Raw genomic sequence first — 15390 nt, 5'->3', positions numbered from 1 at the left:
AATTGTGTATGATATGCTAACAAATTAAATCAAGGAGTCTGTGTGGATAGCAAACCCCTTTGGATTGAAGGAACAACCCGTAGTGGAAAAACAACTTATCTTACTAAGGAATTTTGTTATTGGATTAACCAAAAACACGATTTTCTTCAAACGATTTCGATGACTGATTTCGTCTCTCAAAATTTAGCATCTTCACTTTTAGTATTATCAGCAAATGGCGATAATTGCCGAGAACTTGCAAATAAACTCTCTTTATCTATTCAGGGCAGTCATCCAATCATCTGTAAAACTCCTCTTGGATTTATTACCAAGGAAGTGACTCTTTTTTGGCCAATTCTGTTTGAGGAATTAACCTTGAAGGCTCAATTTCCTTTATTATTGCGTCCAGAAACAGAACAGGAATTAGCTCTTCGGTTATGGCAGCCATATTTAGAGAAAACCAACGCTCAACGAACAAAAACTAGTGAGTCTCGCTTTGTACGTCAAACCTTAGATTTATTACAGCTTACAGGGGCTAGTGGTATTCCTATCGAAGATATTCCCTACATTTTAGAACAGGGTTTCCTTAAAGGTGATCACTATAATAATTCCTTAAATAACCTGGAGTCTCCGTTAGAATTAGATTGGCAATTAAGAGAAAAGTTAATTTTAAAATGGCAAAATTGGTGTTTAGATAAAGGTTTACTTACTTATGGGTTGGTTTATACTCTTTATTGGCGATATCTTCTTCCTAACCCTAAATATCAACAACATTTAATTAATCGCTATCAATGTATTTTCGCCGATGACGTTGACGATTATCCTGCAATAACTAAAAGTCTATTCGACTGTCTACTTGATAGTGGAGTATTTGGAGTATTTACCTATAATTATGATGGACAAATTCGTCTAGGACTCGATGCTGATCCTAAATATCTATCTAAATTAGCCTCTCGCTGCCGGGTAGAAGTGTTACACTCCCCTTCAGGACTAGCTGCCAAATGTGGGGAATTATTAGTGAAATTAACCACTGATCCTTCAACAAGGAGTAATCTACCTAGTTGTATTTCATCAATTCAAACTATCTCCCGTGCGGACTTATTACGTAAAACGGCACAATTAATTATTGACTTAATTAAAGATAATAGAGCTAATCCTGAAGAAATTGCAGTTATTGCCCCTGGATTAGATGAAATTGCTCGTTATACCTTGATTTCAATTATTTCAGGCGCTGGAATTCCCATTCAACTCCTAAATGAACAAAGATCTTTAATTAGTTATCCTATAGTCCGTGCTTTATTATCCTTATTGGGTTTGGTATATCCAGGGTTAGGAAGATTAGTGTTGACTGATGATATTGCCCAAATGTTAACAGTATTGAGTCAACAAACTGTAGATGAAACTAAAACTTCAGTTTCTGTGATCGATCCAGTTAGAGCAGGCTTGATCTCAGATTATTGTTACTATATTGATCCTGAATACCCTAAATTATTGTCTATTGAAACTTTTCATGGTTGGGATCGCCTAGGATCTCGTGCGGCCAAAGCCTATCAAGCAATTCGCAAGTGGATCACCGACAGTCAGACTTTGTTAAAGGAAAAACCATTAACTATTCCAGTAATTATATTAGATCAGGCAATTAAACACTTTGTGACGACAAGACGTCACATACCTTATGATCAAATTGCAGCACTACGAAAACTGATGGAAACTGCCCAACATTTTTGGGAAGTTGACCACCGTCTATATCAAGAAAATATTACGCCTCAATCGCACAGAGAGACCTTAATAAATTTTATTCAATTGTTACGTCGGGGAACCATTACAGCCAATTCCCAACCAGTTCATTATTTGGGCAAAACGTATGGTTTTGTTACATTGGCAACTATTTTTCAATACCGTTCGTTACGTCATTTTCATCGTTGGCAATTTTGGTTAGATACGTCTTCAGTTTTATGGGAAAAAGGAGGAGCATCAGTTTTATTTGGCGCCCCTTTATTTGCGCGAGAATGGACAAGAAGATCATTGTCTACCGAAGATGAACTTAAAGCTGATAAAGCCCGTTTGGAGCGAATTTTAAAGGACCTGTTAGGACGCGTTGAAGAAAAAATAATCTTGTGTCACAGTGATCTTAACGTAAAAGGAACCGAACAAACCGGACCTTTATTAGCTCTGGTTAATAGTTCTTTAGAATTTATTTGAAAACGATTAGGAGGTAAGAAGAATAAGTGTAAGAAGTAGAGCAGACAATACCAAGTCTAAATAATGGTTAACAGTTGCAATTAAGGAGATTGTGAGTAGCCACTATATTTTATGATGTCTCAGGCAGACTTTTAAGGATTAAATTGATTATTGCGACGCGATAAATTATACGGAAGGTTTTTATTATGTCATTTTCCATGCTTATATAGATTTTGGGGAATGGTCTAACATATTAAGTCCGATCTTTTATATTTATTTGTATAATTGAATCATGTTGATTTTTTTTTGTTAAAAATCAACACATACGTCATTGTATATATATAGCTATCTAGCTTATCATGGTAGTTAATCTATTCTAATTAGAACTATAAACTTTTATGCTGATTTACTGTAATATAAAATCTTTTTTTAGAATTTATTATATTTTAATGTTAAATTAAATTAATTGGTTATCTTTTTAAAGTAGTCCAGTAACTAAGAACGACTTTTTTTATGTAGAAATATTACATTTATTACATGCTTTATATAAATTTAAAAAAAATAGACTATTTTTGAGAGCATGTACTATAAATATGGTCTAATACAAATTATATTTTTAGTTTAAATGAATAAAGATAAATAACTAAACAATATTAAGTAGATACTATTTATTAGTAATGATTTTCTATAATTATATATTATACCTAATGACTATAAAACATATAGAACAAGGCATAATCAAAAAGATAAAGTTATAAAGCTTTGATTGAATAAGTTTAGTCTATAAAGTATATCCTAATATTTTATAGAATTTTTTGTTAAATTACATATTAATAATACAAAAAATAATTTATCAATTGTAGTTATCAGTTTTTATACATAAAAGAATCTGTACAAAGTAAATTATATTTTTACATTTCTATACAATTAGAATTCAAACTATATATTATACAATAAGTTGACGACTATAGTTAAGTAATATTTATACATGATTTGGTTACTATTTATTTATAATATTAATCTAGACTAATCATGATAACATAAGTAAATAAAGGCTAAAGTCAACATCATCCTATATGATATATAATTTTTATTTCTCTGTTCCCCTATTATTTGTAAATATATATAACTAAATAGATTTTTGAAAAATCTTTATCAAATCTTTAAAGAGGCTAATGTTTTTTAAAAAGTATTTCACTTAAAAATATATTGGCTCTTATAGTCCAAGTATGATAAATTAGTGACCAATAACTAATAAGACTATTATCCTGGCTTTTTAAAAAGTTATAAGTAACTTTATACACTTAAGAATTTAATTGTCATTGTCTTGTAAGCATTGCAAAGCGATGGTTACAAGTATTATTTACTGTAATTTTTATGTCTATTCTGCGACAGTTAATAAATTGACTGGAGACAATTGTTAGATTGACATAATTTAGCTAGTTATTCAGAAAAGTTGTCAAGTACGGTGAATGTTAAGATAAAGAGAGTAAATCATGGAAATTAATACAGTTTATAACTCTAATTCAAGGAGATCTGAATCATCAATACAAATTCAAGAGAATCACTGGTGTTCTGTAATTCTAGGTCGTTCAATAGAACATCAGAAAGTCTCGGATCAAGGGTTAAGGGACTGTATTAGAGAAAAAGCTAAACAAGAAGACTATAGAGGGGCTATCACTCTTCTTAACCAATTAATTAATCGCCATCCCAACAGTGCTATAGATTACAATAACCGAGGATTAATGTACTGCAAACAAGGAGACTGTCTCAGGGCTATAGAAGACTTTGAACAAGCCATTTCCCTTAATCCTTACCTTGACAAGGCTTATAACAATCGAGGTAACTGTTATGCCTATTTAGGCGATTTGGTTAAAGCATTAGAAGACTATGAAATATCCTTAGAATTAAACCCTTATAATCAAAGAGCCTGGATTAACAAAGGAATTACCTTACGAGAATTGGAATGGCACGATCTAGCATTAGAGACTTTTACTCTTTGCCTAGTGATTGGAAAATTTTTTCAGGGAAGAATTTATGGAGAACGGGGGTATACTTACTATCTTCGGGGAGATTGGAATTGCGCAACTGCAGACTATCGTCGCGCTTTATCAAAATTGTTGACCGGTGATCCTTACGTTAGTAAAGTAAAGCGGCGACTATCAAAACTCCTCAACTTTTAAAAAACTAATTATTTTAGATTGGTCGTCCACTATTATACTTGAGTTGATCACTTAAATACCATATACAGATTTCGCTAAAATGTCCATAAACTAAGTTTAACCGGACAAACGACTAAGGAAATCTCGCCTCTGACTAACTTCTGTGAAAGTAAAGATGGTTAGTCTGATTGGAGAGGTCAGTGGTCTTTATGTGTGAATCCAAAACAATTTACTTAAAAAGGAGCATGTCAAACTATCTGATAGCCCTTCCCTTATCGAAACAAATCATATTAGTGTGCCTAGAACTGGTATGCTTTTTTGACAGCTAATTGTCAAGTAAGTAGTAAGATTCACTAGGACAGTTTTGTCTTTGGAGTTTGTTAAGATTGGTAACTGAATGATCCCAACTATTTCCCCTGATCAAGTTAATCAAATTGTCTACAACCTGCACCATAATCCATTTGAAGTGTTAGGTTGCCATCCTCTCAACAGTGATAGCTCTTCTCCCCGATGGGTAGTCCGCGCTTATTTACCAAATGCTCAGTCTGCTTGGATAGTTTGTTCTACCGAACACCAAGAATATAAGATGGAAGCAGTTCATCACCCTAACTTTTTTGAAGTTATTATTGAAACTTCTCAATTAAACAATTATAAACTAAGGGTAAAAGAAGGAAACAATGAGCGAATCATATATGATCCTTATTCTTTCTATTTCCCTCACTTAACTGAATTTGATCTACATTTATTTGCTGAAGGCAACCATCACCGCATTTATGAAAAATTGGGGGCACATTTAGTTGAGGTTAACGGAGTAAAAGGAGTTCATTTTGCTTTATGGGCTCCCAATGCTCGTAATGTTTCCATCTTGGGAGATTTTAACCAGTGGGATGGACGTCAACACCAAATGCGTAAACGTCTTAATAGTATCTGGGAATTATTCATTCCCGAAATCGGCGAGGGAACCCACTATAAATACGAAGTTAAAAACAGGGAAGGCCATATTTATGAAAAATCTGATCCCTATGGTTTTTTTCAAGAGGTTCGTCCCAAAACTGCTTCTATTGTTGCCGATCTCGAAAGTTATCAGTGGCAAGATGCTGATTGGATAAAAAAACGTAGTACTCAAGATCCTCTCAATCAACCTATTTCAATATATGAAGTTCATTTGGGTTCGTGGTTACACGCTTCTTCAAAAGAAAAAACTTCTGTCCTTAACGGAGAGTTAGAGCCTGTACCAGTCTCAGAATGGAATAAAGAGGCGCGCTTTCTTAGCTATTATGAGTTTGCAGATCAGCTGATTGCCTATGTTAAGGAATTAGGGTACACCCATATTGAATTATTACCCATTGCTGAACATCCATTTGATGGTTCTTGGGGATATCAAGTTACAGGGTACTATGCTCCCACCTCGCGTTATGGCCGTCCCGAAGACTTCATGTATTTCGTCGACAAGTGTCATGAAAATAACATTGGAGTCATTATAGACTGGGTGCCTGGTCATTTCCCAAAAGATGGTCATGGGTTAGCTTTTTTTGATGGCACTCACCTCTATGAACATGCTGATTCTCGTGAAGGAGAACATAAAGAGTGGGGGACCCTTGTTTTTAACTATGGCCGTAACGAAGTTCGTAACTTTTTAGTAGCTAATGTTCTGTTTTGGTTCGACAAGTATCATATTGATGGTATTCGGGTAGATGCAGTTGCCTCCATGCTTTACCGTGATTATCTACGAAAAGATGGGGAATGGATAGCCAACGAATATGGGGGCAGAGAAAACCTAGAAGCGGCTGATTTCTTACGACAAGTGAATGGTGTGCTGTATAGCTATTTTCCAGGGGTATTGTCCATCGCTGAAGAGTCTACTGCCTGGCCAATGGTTTCTTGGCCTACTTATGTTGGGGGATTGGGGTTTAACCTCAAGTGGAATATGGGATGGATGCATGATACACTTGACTACTTTGGAATAGATCCTTGGCTCCGTCAATTTCACCAAAATAATATCACTTTTAGTATGTGGTATCACCACAGTGAAAACTATATGCTAGCGTTGTCCCACGACGAAGTAGTACATGGTAAAAGTAATATGATGGGGAAAATGCCAGGAGATGAATGGCAAAAGTATGCTAATGTACGTGCGTTATTTAGCTATATGTTTACCCATCCTGGTAAAAAGACTATGTTTATGGGCATGGAATTTGGACAGTGGAGTGAGTGGAATGTTTGGGGAGATTTAGAATGGCATCTATTGAAATATGACCCACATCAACAGCTTAAACGTTTTTTTGCTGAACTGAATTTCCTTTATCAAAGAGAATCTGCTCTTTATGAGCGTGATTTTGAAGAAGAAGGATTCCAGTGGATTGATTGTAGTGATAACCGTCACAGTGTAGTTTCCTTTATTCGATGGGGTAAAAAACTTAAAGATTTTGTGATTGTTGTTTGTAATTTCACCCCTCAACCTCATAGTCATTACCGTATTGGTGTTCCTGAAGAGGGATTTTATACTGAGTTATTTAATAGTGATGCTAGGAAATACGGCGGCAGCAATATGGGAAATTTAGGCGGTAAGTGGACTGATAGATGGTCATTTCATAGCCTTCCCTGTTCCCTAGATTTATGTTTACCGCCCTTAGGGGTTTTGATTCTTAAGTTAGATAGAACTAAGGCTCAAACAGTGGTAGAATCTGGAAATTCATTACGCTAATAATAAGTAATCAATAAACTAACTAAATTTAGAATATTGTTTGTTCCAAATCCTACATTCTGCTATAGCTTTGCCAGGCTTGCCAAAAAGTATAAACTGCTAACATAGCTAAAAGTCCATAAAAACACAACCGAACCAATCTATCTGGTAACTTCGGCAGAAGACTGGTGCTTATTCGTGAGCCGACTAATCCTCCGGCTCCTAATATAAGCCCGATAGGAAACAAAACATTTCCTTGTAGGGCGTGTCCTGCGGTAGCAGAAAGGGCAGTAATGACAATAACTCCTAAACTCGTCTGAATGGCGACTTTAATGGTTTCTTTTAGGAATAAAACTTGTAACGGAACCATAATTACTCCCCCACCAATACCAAATAAACCTGCTAAAAATCCGGCGGTTCCTCCAGTTCCTAAACGAGCTATTATCGGAAATATTTTGCTGGTCTTAGTAGAAGTGGAAGTTCGTCGAGTGGCTAACCGTTGACGCAAATTTCCCAATAAAATATTAATAATAAGCAAAAAGCCCAAAATAGTTAACAACATATAATCGGGAAGTAAATTAGCAGTATGTACTCCAAATTGAGCTGTGATCAAAGCCGGAGATCCTAGGAGAATAACACGCTGTAAGTCTAAATAACCCATACGCCAATTTTGAAAACTTCCTGATAAGGAAGTAATAACAATGGCTAAACTACTTGTGGCAACAGCTTGTACAGGAACATATCCCAAGGTTACTAATAGAGGAACTAATACAGTTCCTCCCCCAATGCCTAACAGTCCAGCCAATAAACCCGAAAACAAACCACTGGCAATTAAAAGTAATAAATTATCTAGCATCTGGCAATTCTAGCACTCTAATATTTTAAAATTGATTGTAAGCATCAATGGTTATTTGCTGAGTTATTAGTCTAGAATGAACTATTGACTATCAGCATTTTCAAAGATTAATGGACATTGGATCCTTAAGAGAAGAATACACCCATAACGGTTTATCTCGTGAAAACCTTGAGACTGAACCATTCAAACAATTTGAGATCTGGTTTAAACAAGCTGTTAAGGCTGACCTGCCTGAACCAAACGCTATGAGTTTGGCAACTGCTTCGGCTAAAGGAGAACCCTCATTAAGAACCGTTCTTTTAAAATACTTTGATCTTCAAGGCTTTGTTTTTTTTACAAATTATAAAAGCAATAAGGCTAAACAGATAGAAATAAATTCCTCCGTTGCTCTTTTGTTTCTTTGGCTTCCTCTAGAACGTCAGGTCAAAATAAAAGGAAAAGCCCTTAAAGTTTCAACTGCAGAATCTCTTAAATACTTTGTTACTAGACCAAGAGGAAGTCAACTAGGTGCTTGGTCTTCTCCCCAGAGTTCTATTATCTCTTCAAGACAGCTTTTAGAAATTAAATTTAATGAAATGCAACGTAAGTTCGATCAAGGAGAAATTCCTATCCCTTCATTTTGGGGTGGCTATAGAATTGTTCCTCATTATTTTGAGTTTTGGCAGGGTAGACCTAATCGATTGCATGATCGCTTTTGCTATAGTTTACGTGACAATAAAACTTGGGAGATTGACCGCCTAGCTCCTTAAAATTTTACACGTTACGAAAAAAAGTTATTTAAATTAATTCGTTCAATCAGAGGAAATTACCGTCAAGATGTAGTTTATATTACATCACTTCATGGCACTTGTTGGAGATGTAATTATAGGGGTGACTATTGGGGTAATTCTAACTTTTAGGATTGGTCGGAGACTTTATTCAGTTAGTTCGGATATATATTAATTTTCTCCTCGTCGTCGTTGAGACGTTCTTTCTTCACTTGTTTCATCAGCTACAACCTCATACAAAATAGCTAATGTATTTTTCTTTTTACTAGTTCCTTTTCGTAAAATTCGACCTAATCTCTGGATATACTCCCGTGTAGAACCTGTTCCCGATAGAATAATTGCAATATTAACCCCGGGAACATCTACCCCTTCATTAAGAACATGAGAAGTGACCAAAGTTGTGTAAATTCCTTCTCGGAATCGATTCAAAATATCGTAACGTTCTTTTACAGGAGTCTGATGAGTAATGGCGGGAATTAAAAATTTTTGGGAAATGCGATAAACGGTGGCATTATCATTAGTAAAAATAAGAATAGATTCTTCAGAATGTTGACAAATTAAGTCCGTTAGTACTCTTAACTTCCCATCAGTTCCTGCTGCAATTTCTTTGGACTTCCTATGAGCCAACATCGCCCGTCTTCCTGAAGAAGATCTAGCACTTATTTTAACAAACGAGTGCCAACCATTTAAGCTTCCCAAAGAAATATTCGACCTCTTTAAAAATTCGTTACGAGTGATGATTGCTTGCTCATATCTCTCTTGCTCTAATTCAGATAGTTTAACCTTAATTTGAACAATTTGATGTTGCGCTAAGGTCTCTCCTGCGAGATCTTTTACTTTCTTATAGTAAACAGTAGGACCGATAAGAGTTTCCAAATCCCGATGACTACCATCAGCCCTTTCTAGTGTTGCTGTCAATCCTAGCCGGTAGGGAGCAATAGTGTATTCGGCAATGACTCGAAAAAAATCTGTCGGTAAATGATGACATTCATCAAAAATTAGAAAAGCATATTGATTTCCCAGAGTTTCCGCGTGAATGGCAGCACTATTATAAGTAGCGATTAAAATAGGAGTACGATCGCGCGACCCCCCCCCTAATAAACCTACCTCTACATTAGGAAATGCGCCAATAATCTTAACATACCATTGGTGCATTAAATCCAAGGTAGGAACCAAAATCAAAGCGGTTTTAGGAGTAGACTCCAAGGCTAGTTGAGCTAGATAAGTCTTTCCTGCTGCTGTGGGAAGAACAACTACCCCTTGACGGTTATGTTGTTTCCAAGCAGCAAGAGCTTCAAGTTGATGGGGATAGGGAGTTCGTTGAAAATTAGGATTTAATTCTAACGAAATAAAGGCTTTCGCTTCATCAATAAAATGAACTCTGTCCGCTTGCAGGGTTTCCACCAAAAGGCGATAGTGAATGGCTTGAATACGGAATTTTCCGATGCGATCATCCCAGGTTGCCAATTCGATCCAAGCCTTTCCTCTAGGGGGAGGATGAAGAATCAAGGTTCCGCGATCATATTTTAGTTTCGGGGGATAAGACATTCTTTTGAGGATAAGGTTAATTAGTTAAGACCCGATTGTATCTAAATGCGCTCATTCAGATAAAGTTAAATATTTTTTTTCAAAAGTGAAAGAGGACAGGCTAGAATTAGACTGTTCAAAATTTTAGCGAAAGTTAAACGTTTCATCTCCATTCTATGAACCAAGGCTACCAACAAGGAAGTCTCATTGAGTTAGAAATTACTGATATTAGTAACAGTGGTGACGGTGTTGGACACTTTGAAGGGCGTGCTATTTTTGTCGCTGACACGGTGACAGGTGATCGCGTCTCGGTTCGACTAGTTCACCTCAAAAAGCAATACGCATACGGAAAATTACAGCAACTTCTTTCTCCTTCTCCACATCGCCTTCGTCCCTCTTGTCTCGTTGCTGATAAGTGTGGAGGTTGTCAATGGCAGCATATCAATGAGACCTACCAGCATATCGTTAAACACAACCATGTCGTAGAATCTTTAGAACGTATTGGTAAATTTAAAAATCCTCCTGTTGCCCCTATTTTGACAGAGAAAACAGTGCTGGGCTATCGCAATAAAGCTACCTATACTCTAGGACGTTCAGCAGCAGGAAACGTCCAGGGAGGTTATTTTCGCAAAAATAGTCATCAAATTGTTAACCTTAATCAGTGTCCTATTCAAGACTCTCGTCTCAATCCTCTCCTGGCCGAGGTAAAAAAAGATATTCAAGAACAGGGGTGGTCTATTTATGATGAAAAACATCATCAGGGAAGACTTCGCCATCTTTCTCTAAGAATAGGACGGTACACTGGAGAAATTCTTTTGACTTTGGTCAGTGCCGAAAAAAAACTACAAAACGTTGATGCACAGGCACAAATATGGTTAAAAAGGTATTCTAATTTAGTCGGAGTTTCCCTGAATTATAATCCTGATAGGGGCAATGTTATTTTTGGACAAGAAACTCTCACTATTGCTGGTTGTTCCTATCTACGGGAAATTTTTGCAGGGCTAGAACTACACTTAAGAGCCGATACATTTTTTCAGGTTAATACTGAAGCAGCCGAAATACTAATCAACAGAATTATTGAACAACTTAACCTAACGGGAACTGAACAGTTAGTTGATGCTTATTGTGGCATAGGTACTTTTACTTTGCCTCTAGCTCAAAAGGTACAAAAAGTTATCGGTTTAGAAGTGAACTCTAATTCAGTTACTCAAGCGCGGAAAAATGCCCAACTTAATGAAATTAATAATGTTTCGTTTCTAGTGGGAACTGTCGAAAGTTTATTACCCAAACTTCCATTTTTACCCGATGTTGTAATTCTTGATCCTCCCCGTAAAGGCTGTGATCAATCAGTTATTGAAATACTTAGAAACACTCGACCATCCTATGTCGTCTATATTAGCTGTCAACCGTCAACTTTAGCACGAGATCTCCGTAGATTATGTCAAGAAGAGGTCTATGAACTAATTTGGGCACAACCGAGTGATTTTTTCCCACAAACTGTCCATGTTGAATGTGCAGCCTTGCTAAGACTCAATTCTTAAGTGTGTTATGATAACCGTGAGAGCTTTAACCTATGAAAGTTTTCTTATCCATTTTTCCATAGTGGTCAGTAGTCCCAATCTGCATTTCTATAGTTGTCAGTTCTAAGACCATTGAATCTTTGATTAAATATCATTATATAGCAACCTTAATTAAACCAATTGATTTTAAATAACCATGAACCAAGAGTTAATTGCAGAAATGACTACCTTTTATTTTTTAAAAAATTGTCCGGAAAATATTTAGCTAATTACCATTACGATAGAAGAAGTATAGCAATGATACTTTCTGAAGTTTGTGTTAGTTGATTTTTCCTAATCCTTAAGCATTATTTATATAAATTACATCCTGATTTGCAAATTAAATACTTCCAAAAACTTGACTTAATATTTATCAAGTTTCTCTATCTAGAACTTAATTAGCAAAGGGCTAAACTATAATACAGATAGAAATTTCAAGTAGATAAAACCTTTAAAAAATTAACAACTGAGGTAAGACACGTGATCTCTATTTCACTGCCTCCAAGAAAGAAAAGCTGTACAACAATGAGCTTTACATCCACTCTTTATTTATGTCCAGTACTTGACTTGTTATTAACTAATATCCCGATTTATTTAAGACCAGAAATTAGATTAGGTCTGCAGGAAGCTTTGGTTAATGCTGCTAAACACGGCAATAAATTGGATCCCAGTAAGTCAATTGTCGTGAACTTTTCGGTAACTGAAGAAGGTTATTCTTGGGTTATTTCAGACGAAGGTTTAGGATTTTCCCATGGGTGCAATTGTCAAAACCTAACTCCTCAACATCTACCACCAGAAGAAGCAGAACACGGTCGAGGGTTATGTCTACTCCACGAAATTTTTGATCAAGTTTACTGGGATCAACATGGAACTCGAGTTAAATTATGTAAGCAGGTAATTAAACAAAACAACTGAACTATTATCACCTTAAATCTTTGGATGATTTTTCCTGTCGGATGTGAGCTGAAGTCTCATGATCTGGACAAGGAAGACCAGAAATAGAACGGTTTAACCAACCTACCGCTTGATTTAAACAGTCTAGGGCTTCTTGCTCGTTCCCTTTGAGTAAAAAAACTAGTGCTGAAGCTATTTGTTGCTGAGCTTGTGCTTTACGGTTATTTTTAAAACTATGCCAGTTATTTGGTGTAATAGTAAGTTTTTCGGTTAATTTCTTGGCAAGTTCTAGGGAATTGCTAGTTAGAGCTTGTTCATGATTGGAAACTTGAGTAGTTCGAGACATAGAAAATCTAGAGTTTAGAATCAGAGGATATAAAATTATTGCACAGCTGGTTAGCAAAAACACAAATCAAGCAGAAGGGCGTATGGAGATTTTTGAAGAAGTTTTCAAGAACACATAATTATCTCTTATAGAACTCAAAGAGGACTACCAACGAATTTGCGAAGTGTAAACCCGATAATACTTTACAGGATATTTCTTTTTAAGAAAAAGTCTACAAGAAGAATTTAAAGAATTATTGCTCATCTGAAAAAAGAGACTATTCTCTAAAAAAAGGAATTGAGCATTAATTCTTTTAAAAAGTCTTATTATTTATATTCTTTGGCAGTTTATCTATTTTAATAGTTTGAGAGTGATTTTAGAATACTTCCTAAAAACTTAGGATGATTAGTTAATAGTTAACATTTAATTATGACTATATTTCTTAGATTTAAAAATCAAGCGTTATTAGAATGCGCGTTAACTCACAGGTCCTACGTCAACGAACATCCTGGAGTTAAAGAACATAATGAACGTTTGGAATTTTTAGGTGATGCAGTCTTACAACTTGTCGTGAGTGAAGAACTGTATCGACACTATCCAGAATTAAGTGAAGCACAATTGACTCGTTTGCGCTCAAAATTAGTTGATGAACCCCAATTAGCTCGATTTGCAAAGGTTTTAGACTTAGGGAAATTTATGTATCTTGGACAAGGGGCAATCAAAGATGGAGGACAAAACAATCCTGCTTTATTAAGTGATACTTTTGAGGCTATAGTAGGAGCATATTTCCTCGATGCAGGAATAGAGGCAGTACAGAAGTTTGTGCAGTCACTCTTTAAAGATGCAATTGATACTCTAATAATCCCCGAATCAAAAAAGGTTTCTAGTAAAATTATTGATGTTAAGAATCGTCTTCAAGAATGGTCATTAGCAAACTACAAAAAGGTTCCTCAATACTTTTTGATTGAGGAATTAGGACCTGATCATGCAAAGGAATTTATTTTTGGAGTACAGATTAATGAACAACTATTAGGAACTGGAAAAGGTCGCCGAAAACAGGAAGCTACTAAAGCCGCAGCCCAAGATGCTTTAAATAAATTGTCAATATTTGATAGGTTTGGATAAAGTATTAATTCTCACAAAGTGGGATTTTGAAAAAATTTTAAATTAATAATAGAAAGAATAAGAATTACTAAAAATACGGTTAATCCCATGGTACAAGCATAATTAATCTCTAAATCTTGAAAAGCTCTCTCATATAAATAATAAACAACAGTTTTGGAACTATTTCTAGGTCCTCCTTGAGTCATAATATGAATTTCTTCAAAGACTTTAGTCGCTGCTATTGCAGAGATGATTCCAACCAATAGTACATAAGGACGCATTAACGGAATAGTTATATCCCAGTGTTTACGCAAACCATCTGACCCATCGATAGCAGCAGCCTCGTATAATTCATTAGGAATCGATTGTAGTCCAGCCAGATAAATAACCATATAATAACCTAATCCCTTCCAGATAGTAACTATCATGACGCTAAAAATAGCAATCTGGGGACTTGTTAGCCAAGAGATTCTTTCAGAAAACCCAAATTCTTTGAGAAATTGGTTAAGCAACCCCTCAGAAAGATAAAGGGCCTTCCACGCAATACCAGCTACTACCATAGAGATGACGACAGGAGTGTAAAAAGCGACTCGAAATAGACCAATACCTCGAATTCTTTTATTAACCAATATGGCCAATCCTAGAGGAAAAGTTACTAAAACAGGAACAACAACTATTAAGTATAAAAAAGTATTGTAGAGGGTTTTCCAATAAACAGAATCTCTAGTCAAACGTCGAAAATTTTCCAGTCCAATCCATTTTGGTGCTTGGGTAATATCATAATTATACTGGGTAAAACTTAGTATAAAAGCTTGCAATGCTGGAAAGAGGACAGTTATTCCCAACACTAAAACAGCCGGCAATAGAAATAAATAGGGAGTGATTTTAGATAGAATTTTAAATTTACTTATTAGCATTAATTATGATCTAATCTAGAGAGTAATTTGTATAATTAACCAGGAAATAGATTGATATTATATCAGTCGATTTCCTGTAGTGTAATCAGCATAGATTTCCTTGCTGTTATAAGCAATGGTAATAGAATCAGATAACTGAATTTAGCCATTTAAACGATCACTGTTTCTAGGTTCCCTATTTCTAAACAGAGATTCATAATACCTCTAATAAAGTTGAAGCTCTTTTCTTGATGACTTAATTTAGGACGGAAAATTCCTAACCATAATCGCAATATCTGAAAAGCATAACGTTCAAAAAAACAGAGATTAGGAGATTAGGCCAAGAATTGTAGGTAAAATTTAACTTTTGCTCAAGGTTTATAGTAACCATAAGAGAAAATGCCATATGATAATTGGAACTGATACCTTACACTGGCATGAAAACGTTCTTACCACA

Annotated in this window: 10 protein-coding genes and 1 pseudogene; 7 read left to right on the top strand and 4 right to left on the bottom strand. The window is 35.5% G+C overall.

Going from position 1 to position 15390, the window contains the following annotated elements; translation table 11 throughout:
• Positions 1 to 42 precede the first annotated feature (42 nt).
• The 3 genes from OXU93_RS07630 (at position 43) to glgB (ending at position 7026) form a co-directional block, all read left to right on the top strand.
• On the top strand, positions 43 to 2181 hold the full coding sequence (locus tag OXU93_RS07630) for a recombinase family protein (protein WP_267383606.1): 2139 nt from the start codon (positions 43 to 45) through the stop codon (positions 2179 to 2181).
• Between the two features lie 1475 nt (positions 2182 to 3656).
• On the top strand, positions 3657 to 4343 hold the full coding sequence (locus OXU93_RS07625; RefSeq protein WP_267383605.1) for a tetratricopeptide repeat protein: 687 nt from the start codon (positions 3657 to 3659) through the stop codon (positions 4341 to 4343).
• 376 nt (positions 4344 to 4719) lie between these two features.
• Positions 4720 to 7026: a 1,4-alpha-glucan branching enzyme gene (gene glgB / locus OXU93_RS07620; RefSeq protein WP_267383604.1), complete on the top strand. Its 2307-nt coding sequence runs from the start codon at positions 4720 to 4722 to the stop codon at positions 7024 to 7026.
• A 52-nt stretch (positions 7027 to 7078) separates the two neighbouring features.
• Here the strand turns inward: glgB and OXU93_RS07615 are convergent, their stop codons facing one another.
• Positions 7079 to 7861, bottom strand: coding sequence for a sulfite exporter TauE/SafE family protein (locus OXU93_RS07615; protein WP_267383603.1), 783 nt, complete (start codon positions 7859 to 7861; stop codon positions 7079 to 7081).
• A 110-nt stretch (positions 7862 to 7971) separates the two neighbouring features.
• Here OXU93_RS07615 and pdxH point away from each other — a divergent pair, with 110 nt between their 5' ends.
• A complete protein-coding gene (gene pdxH, locus OXU93_RS07610) occupies positions 7972 to 8610 on the top strand; it encodes a pyridoxamine 5'-phosphate oxidase (protein WP_267383602.1) in 639 nt (212 codons plus the stop codon).
• A 195-nt stretch (positions 8611 to 8805) separates the two neighbouring features.
• On the opposite strand, the pseudogene OXU93_RS07605 reads toward pdxH, so the two are convergent.
• Positions 8806 to 10176: pseudogene (locus tag OXU93_RS07605) on the bottom strand (DEAD/DEAH box helicase); the annotation flags it as partial.
• Between the two features lie 155 nt (positions 10177 to 10331).
• On the opposite strand from OXU93_RS07605, the gene rlmD reads away from it, so the two are divergent.
• Together rlmD and OXU93_RS07595 are read left to right on the top strand one after the other, a co-directional pair.
• Positions 10332 to 11696 (top strand): 23S rRNA (uracil(1939)-C(5))-methyltransferase RlmD, encoded by a 1365-nt coding sequence (gene rlmD, locus OXU93_RS07600; RefSeq protein WP_267383601.1) that lies wholly within the window; start codon positions 10332 to 10334, stop codon positions 11694 to 11696.
• 498 nt (positions 11697 to 12194) lie between these two features.
• Entirely contained in the window at positions 12195 to 12629 is a 435-nt protein-coding gene (locus tag OXU93_RS07595; RefSeq protein ID WP_267383600.1) for an ATP-binding protein, read from the top strand.
• 7 nt (positions 12630 to 12636) lie between these two features.
• On the opposite strand, the gene OXU93_RS07590 is transcribed toward OXU93_RS07595, so the two are convergent.
• Positions 12637 to 12954, bottom strand: coding sequence for a DUF6439 family protein (locus tag OXU93_RS07590; RefSeq protein ID WP_267383599.1), 318 nt, complete (start codon positions 12952 to 12954; stop codon positions 12637 to 12639).
• Between the two features lie 408 nt (positions 12955 to 13362).
• On the opposite strand from OXU93_RS07590, the gene rnc reads away from it, so the two are divergent.
• Complete coding sequence (gene rnc, locus OXU93_RS07585) at positions 13363 to 14058, top strand: ribonuclease III (protein WP_267383598.1); 696 nt, start codon at positions 13363 to 13365, stop codon at positions 14056 to 14058.
• 11 nt (positions 14059 to 14069) lie between these two features.
• Here rnc and OXU93_RS07580 read toward each other — a convergent pair whose 3' ends face one another.
• Positions 14070 to 14954 (bottom strand): carbohydrate ABC transporter permease, encoded by an 885-nt coding sequence (locus tag OXU93_RS07580; RefSeq protein WP_267383597.1) that lies wholly within the window; start codon positions 14952 to 14954, stop codon positions 14070 to 14072.
• Positions 14955 to 15390 lie beyond the last annotated feature (436 nt).

It is taken from the genome of Cyanobacterium sp. uoEpiScrs1 (assembly GCF_947331815.1).
Classification (GTDB): domain Bacteria; phylum Cyanobacteriota; class Cyanobacteriia; order Cyanobacteriales; family Microcystaceae; genus Rippkaea.
Note: the sequence above shows the minus strand (reverse complement) of the source record. Positions and strands in the feature narration are given on the sequence as shown.

What these genes read in the sequence shown, in the direction of transcription:
- rnc (WP_267383598.1), top strand. Translation starts at nt 13,363, where the DNA reads ATGACTATATTTCTTAGATTTAAAAATCAAGCGTTATTAGAATGCGCG.
- pdxH (WP_267383602.1), top strand. Translation starts at nt 7,972, where the DNA reads ATGGACATTGGATCCTTAAGAGAAGAATACACCCATAACGGTTTATCT.
- rlmD (WP_267383601.1), top strand. Translation starts at nt 10,332, where the DNA reads ATGAACCAAGGCTACCAACAAGGAAGTCTCATTGAGTTAGAAATTACT.
- OXU93_RS07625 (WP_267383605.1), top strand. Translation starts at nt 3,657, where the DNA reads ATGGAAATTAATACAGTTTATAACTCTAATTCAAGGAGATCTGAATCA.
- OXU93_RS07590 (WP_267383599.1), bottom strand. Translation starts at nt 12,954, where the DNA reads ATGTCTCGAACTACTCAAGTTTCCAATCATGAACAAGCTCTAACTAGC.
- glgB (WP_267383604.1), top strand. Translation starts at nt 4,720, where the DNA reads ATGATCCCAACTATTTCCCCTGATCAAGTTAATCAAATTGTCTACAAC.
- OXU93_RS07615 (WP_267383603.1), bottom strand. Translation starts at nt 7,861, where the DNA reads ATGCTAGATAATTTATTACTTTTAATTGCCAGTGGTTTGTTTTCGGGT.
- OXU93_RS07580 (WP_267383597.1), bottom strand. Translation starts at nt 14,954, where the DNA reads ATGCTAATAAGTAAATTTAAAATTCTATCTAAAATCACTCCCTATTTA.